The organism is Bacillus sp. WC2503 (assembly GCF_052682895.1).
Genome location: NZ_JBQYMD010000001.1, coordinates 1062946 through 1080136, shown reverse-complemented (window position 1 = coordinate 1080136; position 17191 = coordinate 1062946). Strand labels below are relative to the sequence as shown.

At 33.5% G+C, this 17191-nt stretch carries 15 protein-coding genes and 1 pseudogene; 4 read left to right on the top strand and 12 right to left on the bottom strand.

Features of this window, described 5'->3' with window-relative positions; translation table 11 throughout:
- Positions 1–113 precede the first annotated feature (113 nt).
- Positions 114–242, top strand: coding sequence for a hypothetical protein (locus tag ACUN26_RS05765; RefSeq protein WP_000038255.1), 129 nt, complete (start codon positions 114–116; stop codon positions 240–242).
- 62 nt (positions 243–304) lie between these two features.
- Here ACUN26_RS05765 and panE read toward each other — a convergent pair whose 3' ends face one another.
- Entirely contained in the window at positions 305–1249 is a 945-nt protein-coding gene (gene panE, locus ACUN26_RS05760; protein ID WP_001221916.1) for a 2-dehydropantoate 2-reductase, read from the bottom strand.
- Between the two features lie 174 nt (positions 1250–1423).
- Between panE and ACUN26_RS05755 the strand changes: the two genes are divergently transcribed.
- On the top strand, positions 1424–2899 hold the full coding sequence (locus ACUN26_RS05755; protein WP_000387455.1) for a hypothetical protein: 1476 nt from the start codon (positions 1424–1426) through the stop codon (positions 2897–2899).
- Between the two features lie 178 nt (positions 2900–3077).
- Here the strand turns inward: ACUN26_RS05755 and trhO are convergent, their stop codons facing one another.
- Positions 3078–4037, bottom strand: coding sequence for an oxygen-dependent tRNA uridine(34) hydroxylase TrhO (trhO, locus tag ACUN26_RS05750; protein ID WP_000246236.1), 960 nt, complete (start codon positions 4035–4037; stop codon positions 3078–3080).
- 495 nt (positions 4038–4532) lie between these two features.
- On the opposite strand from trhO, the gene ACUN26_RS05745 reads away from it, so the two are divergent.
- The gene (locus ACUN26_RS05745; protein ID WP_001030659.1) at positions 4533–5828 is read left to right on the top strand and encodes an Nramp family divalent metal transporter; all 1296 of its coding nucleotides are present in this window, start codon (positions 4533–4535) and stop codon (positions 5826–5828) included.
- Positions 5829–5885: 57 nt separating this feature from the next.
- Here the strand turns inward: ACUN26_RS05745 and ACUN26_RS05740 are convergent, their stop codons facing one another.
- The 3 genes from ACUN26_RS05740 to ACUN26_RS05730 all read right to left on the bottom strand — a co-directional run bounded on the left by ACUN26_RS05740 (position 5886) and on the right by ACUN26_RS05730 (position 8582).
- Complete coding sequence (locus ACUN26_RS05740) at positions 5886–6746, bottom strand: M23 family metallopeptidase (RefSeq protein ID WP_000265665.1); 861 nt, start codon at positions 6744–6746, stop codon at positions 5886–5888.
- 71 nt (positions 6747–6817) lie between these two features.
- Complete coding sequence (locus ACUN26_RS05735) at positions 6818–7918, bottom strand: sensor histidine kinase (RefSeq protein WP_002093790.1); 1101 nt, start codon at positions 7916–7918, stop codon at positions 6818–6820.
- Positions 7884–8582: a response regulator transcription factor gene (locus ACUN26_RS05730; protein ID WP_000414519.1), complete on the bottom strand. Its 699-nt coding sequence runs from the start codon at positions 8580–8582 to the stop codon at positions 7884–7886. The genes ACUN26_RS05735 and ACUN26_RS05730 overlap by 35 nt, the downstream gene beginning before the upstream one ends.
- A 144-nt stretch (positions 8583–8726) precedes the next feature.
- Between ACUN26_RS05730 and ACUN26_RS05725 the strand changes: the two genes are divergently transcribed.
- Complete coding sequence (locus ACUN26_RS05725; RefSeq protein WP_000483987.1) at positions 8727–9257, top strand: GNAT family N-acetyltransferase; 531 nt, start codon at positions 8727–8729, stop codon at positions 9255–9257.
- A 165-nt stretch (positions 9258–9422) separates the two neighbouring features.
- On the opposite strand, the gene ACUN26_RS05720 is transcribed toward ACUN26_RS05725, so the two are convergent.
- The 7 genes and pseudogenes from ACUN26_RS05720 to ACUN26_RS05690 all read right to left on the bottom strand — a co-directional run bounded on the left by ACUN26_RS05720 (position 9423) and on the right by ACUN26_RS05690 (position 17061).
- Positions 9423–10574, bottom strand: a complete 1152-nt coding sequence (locus ACUN26_RS05720; RefSeq protein ID WP_002038462.1) for a TIGR04053 family radical SAM/SPASM domain-containing protein — start codon at positions 10572–10574, stop codon at positions 9423–9425.
- Positions 10575–11005: 431 nt separating this feature from the next.
- Positions 11006–11761, bottom strand: a complete 756-nt coding sequence (locus tag ACUN26_RS05715) for a class I SAM-dependent methyltransferase (protein ID WP_001260789.1) — start codon at positions 11759–11761, stop codon at positions 11006–11008.
- A 394-nt stretch (positions 11762–12155) separates the two neighbouring features.
- Positions 12156–13784 (bottom strand): peptide ABC transporter substrate-binding protein, encoded by a 1629-nt coding sequence (locus tag ACUN26_RS05710; protein ID WP_445540872.1) that lies wholly within the window; start codon positions 13782–13784, stop codon positions 12156–12158.
- A 155-nt stretch (positions 13785–13939) separates the two neighbouring features.
- Entirely contained in the window at positions 13940–15265 is a 1326-nt protein-coding gene (locus ACUN26_RS05705; RefSeq protein WP_002038396.1) for a bifunctional S-methyl-5'-thioadenosine deaminase/S-adenosylhomocysteine deaminase, read from the bottom strand.
- A gap of 53 nt (positions 15266–15318) precedes the next feature.
- Positions 15319–15678, bottom strand: coding sequence for a YunG family protein (locus tag ACUN26_RS05700; RefSeq protein WP_000342905.1), 360 nt, complete (start codon positions 15676–15678; stop codon positions 15319–15321).
- Between the two features lie 27 nt (positions 15679–15705).
- Positions 15706–16149 (bottom strand): GNAT family N-acetyltransferase, encoded by a 444-nt coding sequence (locus ACUN26_RS05695; protein ID WP_001167038.1) that lies wholly within the window; start codon positions 16147–16149, stop codon positions 15706–15708.
- Positions 16150–16376: 227 nt separating this feature from the next.
- Positions 16377–17061 (bottom strand): annotated as a pseudogene (locus tag ACUN26_RS05690) (5'-methylthioadenosine/adenosylhomocysteine nucleosidase).
- Positions 17062–17191 lie beyond the last annotated feature (130 nt).

Genomic DNA, 17191 nt, shown 5'->3' with positions numbered 1-17191 from the left:
TATTTTCAAAATGTAAACAAAAATTTTTAAAAAGAAAAAATTTAAAATGATTGCGCATAATCCGCTGATAAATATACATAATGAATACTAAAAAACCCTTAAAGGAGACCCGTATGTCTAAAAAGAAGAAACCGCTTTTTTCCGATTCATATTTAGATGCAGTAGCAAATGAAATTAATCAGTTATATGGTAAACGTGAACAGGAAATAAACTTGACAGAAAGAATTAAAAGAAACAAATAATTTGTCATACGCAAATAAAAAAGATAGCAATACACTTATATATTGCTATCTTTTTTATTATTTCATACATCTAATTCTATTACGGGTTTGTTAAATGTCATTTCTTCATACACCTTCAAATTTTGATATACCACTCCTAGTAATGGTGCTTCTAAAGAAAATTGTTCTGCTACATCTAGTAAGTATCCTTGCAAATGCTTCCCTTCAATAAACGAACCTTTTTCCATATCACGCTGCATAGAGGACTTCATATCATAAGAAATTTTATCAATCGTTTTCATATGTTCCTGGGCAATATTATCTTTAACTGGAGCTCCTAATACCCTCATAATTTGCACAGATTCCTCAAATAAATTTCGGATAAATTCACGTCCACCTTCACTTTCACGAATTGGTCCTATCGGTGCACGCATTAATGTTGTAACGCCTGACATGACAGTAATAAATAAATATTTATGCCACATATCTTGCATAATATTTTCACTTAAAACAAAGCTAGCTTTCGTACCTATAAATGCTTTCGTAATACGCTTTATTCTCTCTGAATCTTGAGGCTTAATTTCTCCAAATACAAGTCTGTTGGCAGCACTAGTTTGTACAATTTCTCCTTGATCGTTTAACGTCGTCTCAATAAAGCATAAACCGCCCATTACTTTTTCCCCGCCGAATTCTTTTTGTAATAGCGATAAATGAGCGATACCATTTAACAATGGAATGATTACAGTATTTTCGCCAACAAACGGCTTCAAATCTTGAATTGCCTCGTTTAAGTGATACGCCTTTGTTGAAAATAAAATCACATCAAATGGAGAAGTTCTATCTTCTTTCGTTATCAATTTCGGTTGAAAGGAAAAATCTCCATTCACACTACGAATAACAAGTCCTTTTTCCTCTAATTGTTGTTTTCTTTTGCTGCGAACGAGAAATGTAACATCTTCTCCCTTTTCTACTAATCGGCCACCAAAAAATCCACCGACGCCACCAGCTCCTAATACTAAAATGCGCATACAACATCCCCTTTTCCTCACACAATTATACTAGTTTTAGTATACATAACATTATACATGTCCCTTGTTAAATTGGCTGAATTTTCATTCTTAATCTATTGAAAAAACAAGGTTATTTTCAAGAAAAATTGGGCATGTTGTTTCTATAGCTTATACGGAAAGGAAACAATGTAAATGGAGGCAATACAAACAATCGAAGAAAAAGATGTAACAACAGCTATATTTCAATTTATATTCCCGTTTTCGTTTAAAACTGGATATGAACAAAATATGTTCCCTTTCTTACAAAAAAATAATTTCCGTCCTTTTCGACTTGATCATCTTGAAGATGAAAATACATATTACGGGCAGTTTCAAGTTTCACATCAAAATATGGAAGCATACTATCTTTCATTTACGAATAAAATTCTTTTTCCTCATTCAGAACATCAAAAGGGACTACAGCGCTATTCTAAAGACCTTAATTTAAATGGACATTTAACAACAAATCTTATTTCCGTTCCATTCAAGATACATTCTATTGATGTAACCCTTTGTCCTTATGAGCTTGGCTTCTTAACAATTCGAACAGAAGTCAAAACCGCCCCAAACATGACATTATCAGAAGCCATCGAATTTGCTTCTCGCTTCCGTGTGCTTGAAACTAGAAATGATACAACCGAGACCATTTGTATTGAATGTGATGGAAAAAAATATTCACAAGTAGAAAAACTTATATTCGGCGATTTATATCATGGCTTAACAGACTTCTTTGAGAATAAGAGGTTGCGGAGTTCATACTTTCAAACATTCCCCTTCTTTGAAGACCAACGAATGTATGTACAAACCTTATTATCTATTAACAAAAAGTCAGACCTTCATGTAGTTGATGTATATCGAGCTTCCAGTCTTTCCGGATTAACAGACGATGGTAAGCCGTATATTAGTGCAAATAATGTTCCTTATATTCACGATTATTTAACAAAGCATTCTTATCAAAGATGGGCTCCTAACCGTTATTTTATTATGGAAGAACATATTTTCACATGTATAACAAATGAAGGTGAACAAGAAGTCACTAAACTTGCTAGTCAAATGTACGGAGAATTTTATTACGCTTTATTATTAAACCTATTTCATAAAGTTGTTTTATTAAAGATGGCGAATGCTTATGCTGAGCTAAATATTGAACAAGATACAAATGAAATAGAGAAATTAATTTATTCAATCAATTCGTTTACAGCCAATTATTTTTCTTTAGAATTAGTATCTCAATCACAAAGTGAAGATATTTTCTTCCGCTTAAGAAAACTTTTTAACATTGAAATTTTATACTCGAACGCGAAACAAAATCTTGATAGTTTGTTTAAATATCAAGAAAATGTCGCCGCTAAAAAAGATAGCCTTTTATTATTAATTTTAACGCTCTACTCTGTAGTAGGCCAAATGTTAGGTTTTACTATGATTGACCTTTTAAGAAATACAGATTCAAACAAAATATCATCTCCTCTTGAATTTTTTGCACTGTTAATAGCAATTAGCGGTATAGTCATTTCCTTTATTTTAGGTGTACAAAGTTTATACCAATGGGGTATACAGCATCGAAGAAGACAAGCGTGGGTAAAACAAACTGTACTTTCTGCTGTGAAAGAAAAAGAGGATAAAAATTAAAGACGATTCTTTTTAAATTACAAATACATGATGCGTTTCAGTAAATGAAATTTTTATCAGCGATTTTTTAAATATATGGACTTACCGACAAAAATCGACAAAAGACAGAACCTAACAATATAAAAAGGGTGCTCCAAAATAAAGTTTGGAGTACCCTTTTTTATTACACGAATTCAACTTACTTACCTGCTTCGATTTTCTCTAATGCAGCAGCTACTTGTTCTTCCGTTAATTCATGTTGTATTACGTAGCGGTTACGTGGGCTTACACGACATTCATGAGAACATGCACGTAAATGTTTTGCTTCGTTTTCTTCAGAACATAAAATTTTCTTGTTACATTCTGGATTTGAACAGTTTACATAGCGCTCACAAGGTTCACCTGTAAAGTGGTCTTTACCAACAATAACATGTTCTTTTTGGTTTACTGGTACAGCAATACGCTCATCAAATACGTAACATTGTCCATCCCATAGCTCGCCTTGTACTTCTGGATCTTTTCCGTACGTTACAATTCCGCCGTGAAGCTGACTTACATCTTCATAGCCTTCACGAACTAACCAACCAGAAAACTTCTCACATCGAATTCCGCCTGTACAGTAAGTTAAAATCTTTTTACCCTCAAGTGTTTCTTTGTTTTCTCTAATCCAATCTGGTAATTCACGGAATGATTCAATATCTGGTTTAATTGCACCTTTAAAATGCCCTAAATCGAACTCATAATCATTTCGTGCATCAATAATAACTGTATCTTCTTGTTTCATCGCCTCATAAAAATCTTTTGGCTCTAAATATTTTCCAGTTATTTCTTTTGGATTAATATCGTCTTCTAGACGAAGTGTAACTAATTCTGGACGCGGACGTACGTGCATTTTCTTGAATGCATGGCCTTCTTCTTCATCTATTTTAAACACGATTCCATCAAAACGTGGATCATTGTTCATTGCTTCCATGTATTTCTCTGTTTGTTCTACAGTTCCAGAACAAGTTCCGTTAATACCTTCTTTTGCTACAAGGATTCTACCTTTTAATTCAAGTGAATTACAAAATTCTAAATGCTCTGCAGCGAATTCTTCAGGGTTTTCAATTGTTGTGTACATGTAATAAAGTAATACTCTATATGGTTTTGTAGTTGCCAATGTATTTCTACCACCTATCTAATTTTTAAAATCATGTATAAGTTAACGTTCATATCAAAACATATATAATAAGAAAATGTATCCAAAGTTTTATGCATCCCATTTTCTTCTCTTTATACTATTTTCTATAAGTTAACAAAAATAAAAAACAAGATTACACACCAAAACACTATGGTTATGTTGCAATCCCAATATATTATATATCATACAAATCCATTTCCATCAATTAATATGCTGTATAATAGGCTTTTTGTTCACATAAATTTCAAAAACAGTCCTTTAATTTATTATCTTCTCCTTTATTCAGCGCCCATAAACTTCCAAAATATTTTTGTATTTCCACACCATTAATTGTACAAAGTCATATAATTTGCATTAAGGAAACTTTTATGTTCAAATGAAATCAACACATAACATATATAAATGTATTGAAATAATGAGTAAGAATAAATACAATAATTTCATCAAGTTAAGATTTCAAAGGGGAACACTACTATGAATAAAGATATATCAAAAGACGAACAAATCCCTTCTCAAAGTACAACTGTTCAATCAGCACATTTAGCGCTAAGCGGACAAACGAAAGGCTTAAAAAGACTATTACCATTCTTAGGGCCTGCTTTCATCGCTTCAGTCGCTTATATTGATCCTGGAAATTTCGCAACGAATATTGCTGCTGGTTCACAATATGGTTATTTATTACTTTGGGTAATTCTCGCTTCTAATTTAATGGCTGTATTAATTCAAACTTTATCAGCTAAATTAGGAATTGCTACTGGGAGAAACCTTCCAGAGATAGCTCGTGAAAATTTCCCGAGACCTGTTTCCATCGGTTTATGGATTCAAGGTGAACTTGTTATTATGGCAACTGATTTAGCTGAATTTATTGGAGCAGCACTCGGATTGTACTTGTTATTCGGAATTCCAATGTTACCAGCAGCTTTAATTACAGCAGCTGGATCGTTTATTATTCTTGAATTTCAACGCAGAGGCTTTCGTCCATTAGAAGCAATCATAACAGGGATGATTTTTATCGTTGTTATCGCTTTTGGTGTCCAGGTCTTTTATGCAAAACCGGAATTAAGCCCTCTTCTTTCAGGACTATTTATCCCAAAATTCCAAGGCGTGGATAGTATTCTTTTAGCAGCTGGTATTTTAGGTGCGACAGTTATGCCACACGCAATATATTTACATTCCGCCTTAACACAGCGCCGTGTAGTCGGAACAAATGATGAACAAAAGAAAAAGATTTTCCGTTTCGAATTCATTGATATCATTATTGCAATGGTTATCGCTGGAGCCATTAATGCGAGTATGTTAATTGTAGCAGCTGCTTTATTCTTTAAAAACGGCTTGCACGTTGAAGACCTTGACGTCGCTTTCAACCAATTCAGTAATTTAGTCGGTCCTGCATCCGCTGCTTTATTTGGAATCGGACTTTTATCAGCAGGATTATCTAGCTCGTCTGTCGGTACAATGTCTGGTGACATTATTATGCAAGGATTCATTCGCATGCATATTCCGTTATATTTACGCCGATTTATAACAATGATTCCACCTCTAGTTATAATTGCTCTAGGTGTAAACCCAACTTATGCTCTCGTTATGAGCCAAGTTGTCTTATCGTTTGGTATTGCCTTTGCATTAGTACCGCTTATTATGTTTACAAGTAGTAAAAAGATTATGGGGGCACTCGTTAACCACCGTATAACAACTTTCATCGCTTGGATAATTGCTGCACTCGTTATCGTTTTAAATATTTTCTTACTGTATCAAACATTTATAGGGTAATGAAAAAGGGTATTCCAATCAAAAATGGAATACCCTTTTTAGTAAAATAATTCTCTTCTAATTACCTTTTACGTATGTACCTCTTTCCGGCATCAGCGCACCTTTTTTAGTTCGAAAATAAAGTGGCAAGCCTTCCGTATAAAACATACTCACCTCGGATGGATTCTCTCTTTGATGATGGATGTGTAAATGCGGCTCACTTGAACTTCCAGAGTTACCAACTTGGGCAAGAACGAAGCCTTCGTTTACATGTTGTCCTTCTTTAACTTTAATTGACCCTTTCTTTAAGTGAGCGAGAATCAAAAATGTCCCTGTTTCATCTAACCGTAAATAAATATGATTCCCGGCCATTGACTGAAAATCATCTGATCCCAGAACTAAATCTTTTTCATCATTATTAACTGATACAACTGTTCCAGAAGCTGGCGCCATTACTGTCGCTCCATATATTCCATAATCCTCTAACTTACTACTTTTCACTTCAGCAGGTGGAATGAGAATATCATATGCCCATCTTTCATTTGGTTTTATCACATGATAATTCTTCTCTAGGCGATCACCACCCCATCCTACTAACGCCCGCTCATTCAAAGGAAAACGAACGACTATTTTAGGACTCGTAGACTGTACATCTGCTGGGTATGCAATTCTCCCAATGTTAGCGAACCACCCGACAGGCCAAGCTCCAATGATAGAGAACAGAACTATTAAAAGTAGCATTCTATCTATTCGCTTTCTAAAGATGCCTTTCCAAGCAAACATTACTACTGAGCCTATCAAAACAAAAATCGAAACTACGCTAAATGCTTGTATCCACCACCAAACAACGACTGATATAATACCATGAGCTAAATAAACTACACTCCAACTTATAATTAAAAAAGAAACTATAATTGCTAACAAACTTTTCTTCCACATGCTGTATCCCTACTCTCATATCTTTGTTCTCAATGATACGAAGTAAAAATTACGGCATATGAAAGAAATACTTACGACTTTCTTACTTTTTTATACTGTGGTAATTTCACAGTGAAAATTGTTTCTTTATCGTTACTACATACAGTTATATCTCCTTTATGGAGCTGAGCTATACTTCTCGAAATTGCAAGTCCCATTCCTTTCCCACCCGTATGAGAGCTACGTGATTTTTCACCACGATAAAACTTCTCAAAAACGTAAGGAAGACTCTTTGTCGGAATACATTGTCCAAAATTTTTAATTTCTACTTCAACATTCCTTTCTCTTTGGGAAATTTGAATTGAAATTTCTTTTCCATCTTTCCCGTACATAATGCTATTACTAATTATATTTTCAAATAGTCTCACTATAAGCGCTACATCAACTTTTACATATAGCTCTTCATTACTTTTAATATAAAAACTCATATTGGCATCATCTAACTGTGGTAAAAAATCAATCATGACCTGTTCAATTAATGCTTTCATATCTACTACATTTTTATGTAATTCAATCTCTCTATAGTTTATTTGACAGTATTCTAATAAATCTTCAACTTGATTTTTTAATTCATAACTTTTTCGCTTTAATATGCTTACATATTGTCCACATTCTTCTCCATGTGAATGAAGCTTATTTCCTAGTAAGTCCGCATAACCAATTAGAGATGTTACAGGCGTTCGTAAGTCATGTGAAATATTACTAATCATTTCATTTTTCATTTCCTGTGATTTTTTTTCATTTTCAATAGACTCTTTTAAACTTTTGGCCATTCTATTGACATTCGTCGCTAACTCACCAATCTCATCGCTTTTCGAAATAGGTATATGTATTTCCAAATTACCATTGCTTATTTCCTTCACATTCTTATTGATCTCATTCAATCTTTTTATAGTTGTCTTTGTCAGTAATGCAAAATATATAGTGGTTAACAGCAGAAAAAACATAAAATAAAAAAACGAATATTTCTCTTCTAGCGCGACAACGTCACTATATATACTTCCAAATAAAATTTGAACTAATATGATACTTACCGTAGCTAACAGAATGCTACATATAAATGCAAAAAAGAATTTAGCTCTAATTCCTTGTAATGATTTAATCTCCAATTTTATACCCGACTCCCCAAACATTTTGTATAAACCTCGGTTCTTTTGGATTCTCTTCAATTTTATTTCTTAATCTCGCAATATGAACCATTACCGTATTATTACTTTCATAGGCCCTTTCATTCCAAACACTTTCATATATTTCTTCAATCGTAAACACACGGTTCTTTGCAGCTGCCATTAAGTGCAAAATATCATATTCAGTTTTTGTAACATTAATTGTTTGTCCATATATCTTTACTACTCTAGAAATTTCATCTATTTCTAAACCTTTAATGTTTATTTTCTTTTCCATTACTTGGACAGCAATTTGATTAAAATATGTATACCTTCTTAATTGAGCTTTCACTCTTGCTATAAATTCAATTGTACTAAACGGCTTCACAATATAATCATCTGCCCCAGTACTAAATCCAATTACTTTATCTACATCCGATGATTTTGCGCTTAAAAACATAATTGGTAAACTATATTTCTCTCTAATCCTTCTACACAGTTCTATACCATCCATTTGAGGCATCATAATATCAAGAATAGCAAGTTGAATACTGTTATTATTTATTATCTCTAATGCCTCTTCTCCGTTATGAGCACTAAAAACAGTAAAATCTTCTTGCGTTAAATTCACATTAATAAATTGAACAATATCTAGATCATCATCTACAATTAATATTGAGTTTTTCTCCATTTCTAAACCTCTTTTTTGAAATATATTCCACATCCCATTTTAACATAAATCAAACCTACCCTTTCATCTTGAATAATCTTTATTTTCAGTTTAAATTATATAATAACAAATGCATTCTAGTTTCATAAGAAATGGAGTGAAAATATGTTTCCTATATTAAAAACTGACCGACTCATTTTGCGAGAACTTACGGAAAAAGATGCACCGGGTATACTACAATGCTTTTCTAATACTGATGTACTGCGCTATTATGGCCAAAAACCATTACAGAATGTAGATCAAGTAAAGCAAATTATTAATAATTTCAAGTTGAGTTACAATGCAAGAAACGGTATAAAATGGGGCATCGAATTAAAAGATAAAAAAGAACTCATTGGAACAATTGGTTTTCACGATTGGTCTTCTGAGCATAAACGAGCAAATATAAGTTATGCCTTTCTCCCTGAACACTGGGGAAATGGCTATGCTACGGAAGCAGTTTCTGAGGTTATATCATACGGTTTCCACACGCTTCATTTAAAACGTATTGGTGCAATTGTCTTTCTTGAAAATGAAGCTTCAAATAAGGTGCTATTAAAATTAGGTTTTGAAAAAGAAGGCGTTCTAAAAAATTATATGTATCAAGATGATATTCCATATGATACGAATTTTTATGCTTTATTAAAATCGGTTTAATAGAATTTATGTGTGAAGAATTCGTATCCGTACAACGGATCCAAATAGTAGATTTTTAATGAGGGATGGAAAAAAACGATCGGTTTTCATTTCTTAGATTATCGTACGATTGATGCGAAGTACAATACATTATAAAATCTAAAAAAACGGGAAATGAGCAAACTTTTACTCATTTCCCGTTTTTACGTTCTTTTTCTGTTTTCGCAATGCTTTTGGAATGTATACACAGAAAGGTTCGCTTTCCATGTAATCCCCCGTCATCGCATATGCTCTAGAACGAGATCCCCCACAAACATATCGAAACTCACAAACACCGCACTTTCCTTTATACTTGTCCGGATTACGAAGGTTTTGAAAAACAGGAGAGTTTCGATAGATTTCAGCTAGTGCTGTCGTTCTAATATTCCCGGTTTTAATAGGCAATAATCCACTTGGATATACATCTCCAATATGAGAAATAAATACAAAACCGTTTCCGTCATTCACCCCTTTTGGAGCACGACCAAGCCCATCAATTCGCCCTGTCGTCCCATTCATCAATACATCCTGATATTGAATGATCTGATTTGTCTTGTTATTTTCTTTCATTTTTTCTTGAAGCACAACCCGTCTATAGTGCTGACCAGCTGTTGTTTTAATATCAAAAGAAACCTTTTTACTAAGCTTATATAGCCAATGGAATACCCTTTCATGTTGGGCTGGTGAAATCATATCTTTTTCCTTACCTCGTCCTGTTGGAACTAAGAAAAATATACTCCAAAGTACACATTTTAATTCTTCTATTAACATTGCCATTTCTTTAAGTACATCCACATTATATTTAGAAACAACAGTATTAATTTGAATAGGAATTTTTAATTCATGCAAATAACGAATGGAATTCATTGTTAATTGAAATGATCCTTCTGTCCCTCTAAAATGATCGTGTATTTCAGCTGTTGGTCCATCTAAACTAAATGCCCATCTAGCAAGTCCCACTTCTTTTGCTTTTTGAATCGTTTCTTTCGTCACGTTTGGAGTGGCACTTGGCGTCATAGAAACTCGAACACCTTTTTTCACTGCATATTCCGCGATATCATATACATCTGGACGCATTAATGGATCTCCACCAGTAAATACAAGCATTGGATTTTCCATTTCATATATATCATCAATTAGCTTTCTTCCTTCTTCGAATGTTAGCTCTAGAGGATGACGATGATACTGTGCTTCTGCACGACAATGCAGACATTTTAATTGACATGCCCTTGTTAACTCCCATATCACAATAAACGGATTTTCATTAAAATCACGATTAATCAAGATTAACCCTCCCATCAATTGATATTCTAATTGTAAAGTTATATATGTATTTATGGTGTGAGATGTATCACAAATAAAAATCTTCAGTCATAATAATGCCCCTATACTGCTATTAATCTAATGTTTCTACCTTCCTCTTCAACAATCACAAAAGCTCTTTGTTAAAAATATAAACACCCCTTTAGACTAAATGATCTAAAAGGGCAAAGCTTCACAACTTTTTATAAACATCGCGGCTTTCTTCAACAGATTTTTTTTAGTTAGAAGACTTAAATTGTAAAAGGTCATAAAAAATAAAGGACGATACATATTATGCATGAATAATATGTATCGCCCTTTTAATTGTTGTTCAACAATCGCTCCCGTTTGTTGAAGATCTTAATTAGTACATGATAATCTACAATTCAAATAGGCACTTCGATTAAAGTCCCTTTATGTCCGGTTGTTTAGACATTTCCTAGATAGCTTCGCGTCATGTTTTGAAGAACAATTTTTCCATTCTTACTATGTTTTTCGAATAACTCTGACAGGAGAAAAACAAATTTTTTATATTCTTCTTCATCCTTTTTCGGAGCATAGGACGCTGATAAATTCCTTCCCAAAAAACCTTCATAATCAAAAAGTAAATCATTTTGATACTCTTTAAACTCATACTTTCCATCCTTAAAAAAGGTGTTAAATACTTCGGGAGTTTCCTCTATTCCATCGCTAAACCCTTTGAAAGTCGGGCAGGTTTTCTGGCAAATTTCTGCATTCTCTTTCATAATCGAACTAGTTAAATCTCTACTATTCCAAACGAGAGCAACATTTGCCTTTTGTTTCAAGATTCGTTGGCATTCCATTTTGAAAGCTGCTTTATCAAACCAATGAAATGCTTGAGCAACAGTTACTAAATCCACACTATGCTCTTTTAAAGTGGTATTTTCAGCTGTTGCTTTTATTGATTGAAAACGAGCATATAGTTTTAACGATTGCTCAGCCATCTTTCTCATGTCATCATTTGGCTCAACTCCAATAACCTTTAAACCTCTTTCAAGCAACTGGTGGCTAAATATCCCCGTACCTGAACCAATATCAGCCACAATTCGGTCCTCTTTCAGTTGGTTAGCCGAAAACAAATAATCAATATATGCATTAGGGTAATCGGGGCGATATTTCGCATATATATCGGCCTTGTCGTTAAAATTTTCTGTTGTTCTCAAAGTACTACCTTCTTCCCCACGATATTATGTACAGAAATAGGAATTAAATAATTAATTCCAGCTTCAATCTCTAAGTCTACAACTTAAGAATACAGCCAAATGGATCTACCTTAGTTCCAATATGAATCCCCGTTAATATACCCTAATTTTTTAATAACTGACCAGTTTCTCAGTATTAAAAGTAAGAAATTGAGCTTTTTTCTTAGCTATTTAATTTCGTTTACTACTAACTTCTTTTTACTTAAATAAACTGCTCAATCTGATTTTTTTGCAACTTTTTGTGAATACGTAACAACAATTACGCATTCATCTTTTTTATGTGCTGGCAACAACCCTAAAGGGTTTCCCAACACTCTGTAAAAAAACCTTACTTTTAAAAGTAAGGTTTTTTTATTTACTTCTTATCAACATAAGCATTCTTATAAGTATAAACGCCACCAAATTGATGTTTTGCAATTCCTTTTACATAATCCTTTTGTACATAAGCTGAACCAAGATGATAAAGCGGTGCCACGGCAGCGTCTTCTAATAAGACCTGCTCAGCCTCTCGCAACGCTTCCCATCGTTTCTCCGGATCAAGTACAAAATCATTTTTCGCTTTCCTTATTAAATCATCGTAATGAGAATTCGAGTAACTCATTTTATTATTCGGATTCCCCGTCGTAAATAACTCTAAATAATTAATTGGGTCTTTATAGTCAGGTCCCCAATTTGCCATCGTTATATCGTAATCACCTGTTTGTTCTAACTGTAACTTTTGCTTAAATGGCTGCTGTTTAATTTGTAACGTTAATCCATTCAAATTCTTTTCTAAATCACCTTTTATATATTCTGCCATACGTTTTGCATTATCTTGTTCAAACGTTAAAAACCCGAGGTTTACTTGCTCTACTCCAAGCTCTTTTTTCGCTTCTTCCCAAATCTTTTGCGCATTTTGCAAATCATATGAAGAAATATTTCCGTTTTCTTTTCTAAAATCTTTGCCAGTCTCTTCATTCATATGACCAACTGGTACAAGTCCATTTGCAGGTTTTGCCCCGTTATTAATAAAGTGAGCAACAAAATCATCTTTATTTAATGCTAATGAGATAGATTGACGTACTTTTTTATTGGCTAACGCATTATTTTTCTCATTAAAACGTAGCATAGCGATTCCAGGATCACTTGACATATGTAATTCCTTATTCCCTTTATACTTGTCTACAACTTGAGAATTAATAGGTACTCGATCCAAATCGCCGGCCTCATATAAATTTACAGCCGTCATTGTATCCTTTACAATATGAAAATTTATTTCGTCTAATTTCACTTTCTTTTGATCCCAATATGTAGCATTCTTCTTTAATTGGAACTCTTGTTCATGTTTCCATTTTTCTAATACAAATGGGCCGTTATATATGAGATTACTAGGTTCCAATCCGTATTTATTTCCTTGTTCTTTCAAAAATGATTCATGCTGTGGTAAGTATATAGGCAGTGCTAACAACTGTAAAAAATACGGAATTGGCTGTTCAAGTTCAACCTCTAACTTATAATCATTTATAACTTTAACCCCAAGTTCATCAAGTGACATTGTTCCCTTATTTATTTCTTTCGCATTTTTCACATGAAAGAACATGTCCGCATATTGAGATGCCGTTTGCGGGTTAACTGCACGTTTCCATGCAAATATAAAGTCATTTGCTGTTACATTGTCTCCATTTGACCATTTTGCATCTTTACGCAAATCAAATGTATATTTTTTACCATCTTCACTTCTTTTAAACGATTTTGCTACTGCTGGAATAGGATGATCTTGATCACCTAGCACATACAACCCTTCAAATATGTTTTGCATAACGTGTGATGATGTCCCATCCATCGTTTTTGCAGTATCAAGTGAAGGAATTTCTTCTGATACTGTTACATTTAACACTTGTTTTTTAGCCTCTGCATCACTTTTATTCGCTTTATTATTACAAGCTGTTAAAAATAAAGATGTAATAATTGCCATTACCATTAAATGGCTCTTTTTTCGCTTCATGAATTGTTCTCCTTAAAAATAAAATATTATAAACGTTATATATTATAACAGAAATATTAACAGAAAGATGCGACATTATATTGAATATTTATTCGCTCAAGAAAAAAGCTGTCCTTTTTAAAAAAGGACAGCTTTTTCAAACAACTTGCACATACCTATCTTTGTAAACCTCGTTTATAACGACTTGCTTCAAATATAATACGCTCTTCATCTAACGTTTTACATTCACCATTCCAAACGACACGTTTTCCGTTAATAATTACATCACTTATATCTTTTCCACTAGCTGCATATACAAGGTGTGATAACACTTCATCAGCTGGTTGTAAATGCGGTTTATTAGACGGATCAATCGCAATAAAATCAGCACACTTTCCAACCTCAAGTGATCCAGTTGGTTTCATACCAATTACTTCTGCAGCTCCTTTTGTCGCTAGAGAAAGAGCAGTTTCTACTGGCAATGCTGTTGCGTCTTGATGAATACCTTTTTGTAATAAAGTTGCAATGCGCATTTCTTCAAACATATCTAAATTATTATTAGACGCAACACTATCTGTTGCAATCCCTACTTTAATTCCTGCTTCTAGCATCGCTTTCACATTCGCTATACCAGAACCTAGTTTTAAATTACTATTCGGATTATGAGCTACTCGAACATCATGTTCTGCTAAAAATGCACGCTCATTTTCATTTAATACTACACCATGCGCAATAACTGTTGGGCGTTTAAACAATCCGCAACTTGCTGCATATTCTACCGGACGTTTTCCGTACTGCGCTTCAATATCACGTACTTCACGCTCTGTTTCCGAAAGGTGAATATGAACCATAGTTTGATTTTCTACTGCAATACGTGCGCACTCTTCTAACAGTTCTGTGGAACATGTATATGGACTATGTGGTGCAACCATCGTAGTTAACATTCCACTTTCGTTATAATAACGCTTCACATATTTCTCAGCTTCTTCAATTGCTTTCTTTTCATCTTCTTTCGTTCCAAAGCTAAATAAAGTTCTTGAAACAGCAGCGCGCATTCCACTCCTTGATACCGTTTCCATAATTGCATCTTGATCTACTCCAATTGGATTAAACATATCAGAGAATGATGTCGTACCACTTTTCACCATTTCAAGTAATCCTAATTCCGTACTAGCGACCGCAAGCTCTGGAGTAAACTGACTTTCAAGTGGCCAAATTCTCGTCTCAAGCCACGGCTGTAATAACATATCATCGCCAATACCTCTTAAAAGGCTCATTACAACGTGTGTATGTGTATTTACAAGCCCTGGTAAAACCCACTTTCCTTTCATGTCAATTACTTCATCTACTTCAAAATCATTAGCGAATTCTCCGCTCTTTACATCTATAATTTGATCATTTTCTACAATGATATATCCATTTTCTATCACTTCGTTTTGTTCATTCATCGTTACAATTGTAGCGTTTACATAAGTTGTTTTCAAAAGTATTTCCCCTTTCAACTCTATGAAGTTCCCTTTAATAAGTTACCACCATTATAGTAACTTATTAAAGATTAAGAGTCAAAAGATAATTTGAATTCTTTCGTTATTTTTCCCTTCAAAATGCTATATTGTTTTTCATTTGTATCTGCAAATGCTTCTTCCCGATTTGATTCCACATCCAAATAATTCAGGTTTTCATTGAATTGAGCCTCTGTAAAATCAAACCTCTGTCCATCTATAAAGTTATAAAAATGCCACACGCCCCCTATTTTTGTCTTTTTAATTTTCCCTCCACATATATCTTGAACGACTAGAGCCGTTACACCACACTGTCCCTTTGCTGGATTTTCAATTGTCCACTTTGAACTTGTTTCAATCGACCACGATTTTATTAGTGCTTCATATATTCTTTTTTCCTTTACATCATCCATTCTAATCTTCCCCTACTATTAGTAGTTTTACACATCATATTTCAAAAGAGGCAGTAAACGACCCTTAAAGACAGTTGATGGTGTCTCTCCTATTAACTGTGCTCCCATTTTCAAGTAATATCCTTTTGCATTCGGATCACTATCAATCGTAAAACTTTTTAATCCTAGTTCATTGGCTTTTTCTATTACATACTCCCAAAGTATTTTCCCGTAACCTTTTCCTTTGTAATCAGGATGAATGTACAAAAAATCGAGAGCTTTATCATTACGTAAAAATGAGAAAAAACCAATCTTCGCATTATCGTTTTCTAAAACATATACAAAATTATTTTTTATGTATTCTTCTGTAATTGTTAAATCTTCCTTACAAGCAAATATGAATTCTTCACTATAATCCCACGTTGCTTTTGATTGTAGTGCGAATTCACTTAATTCATTTGCTTCTGCTAATGCAGCTTCTCGTATTTGCATAGTTTATTTATCCTCTCTTTTATTACTTGTAGTTCTATTTTCACATTCCATAGTAAAATACGATACTTTACAATTATTCTATAAATATCTTTACTATCCCTCGCTGCAATACTTACATCTCCACGCATTTAGTTCATAAAATAAAAGCGAACACTCACTACAGAGCAGTATTACACGTGCTTCTTATAGTTCAGTACTCGCTTTTTCTCAAAGTAGAGCTATGTCTTTTACAACGATTCTAGTAACTTTTTAACAAAATGAATGGAATGATGTGAAGCTGAAACACAATTATCTTCAAATACTTCAATACCAGACGCTTCTTCTGTATCTGTTATAGATCTAAACTGCTATAAATGGAATCGTATTGGCATAACAAACGTGAGCTATACTTGCTGTTTCCATATCTACACAAAGTGGGTTGTATGTAGAAATTATTTCTGTACGGCCACTCTCACTTATAAAAGCCTCTCCAGTAACTATCTTTCCGAAATAATCATTTTGGGTAAATTGATTGTTCTCGATTACTGCTCGGCTTAATTCAAGAAGTTTACTATCCGTTTTAAAATATACACTTTCCATCCATGGATGATATTCAGTTAATATTCCTTCATCCACGTCGTGATACGCAATTTCTGTTGAAATGACTGTATCTCCAATTTTTAATACTTTATCGATTGCTCCTGCAACACCTGTTACAATAATATGCGTCACATTAAACTTATCTATTAATATTTGAGCTGCAATAGCTGCATTAACTTTACATACACCACAATATAATGCAACAACTTCTACATTTTCATATGTCCCACTATGAAACGTTAACATCGCAAGATTCGTTATTTTTTTATTAGACATATCTTCAATAAAAGGCATAATTTCATCTTCTGATGGCCCAATAATTCCAAATTTCATACACTCGTCTCCTCACTAAATTTATATATAAAACTTATATAGGCATTCAATCGATCTTCAAATATATATAGCCGCTACGCAAACTCCATTAGCGACTATCCGTACTATCTATAAATATAAGCCCGAACTA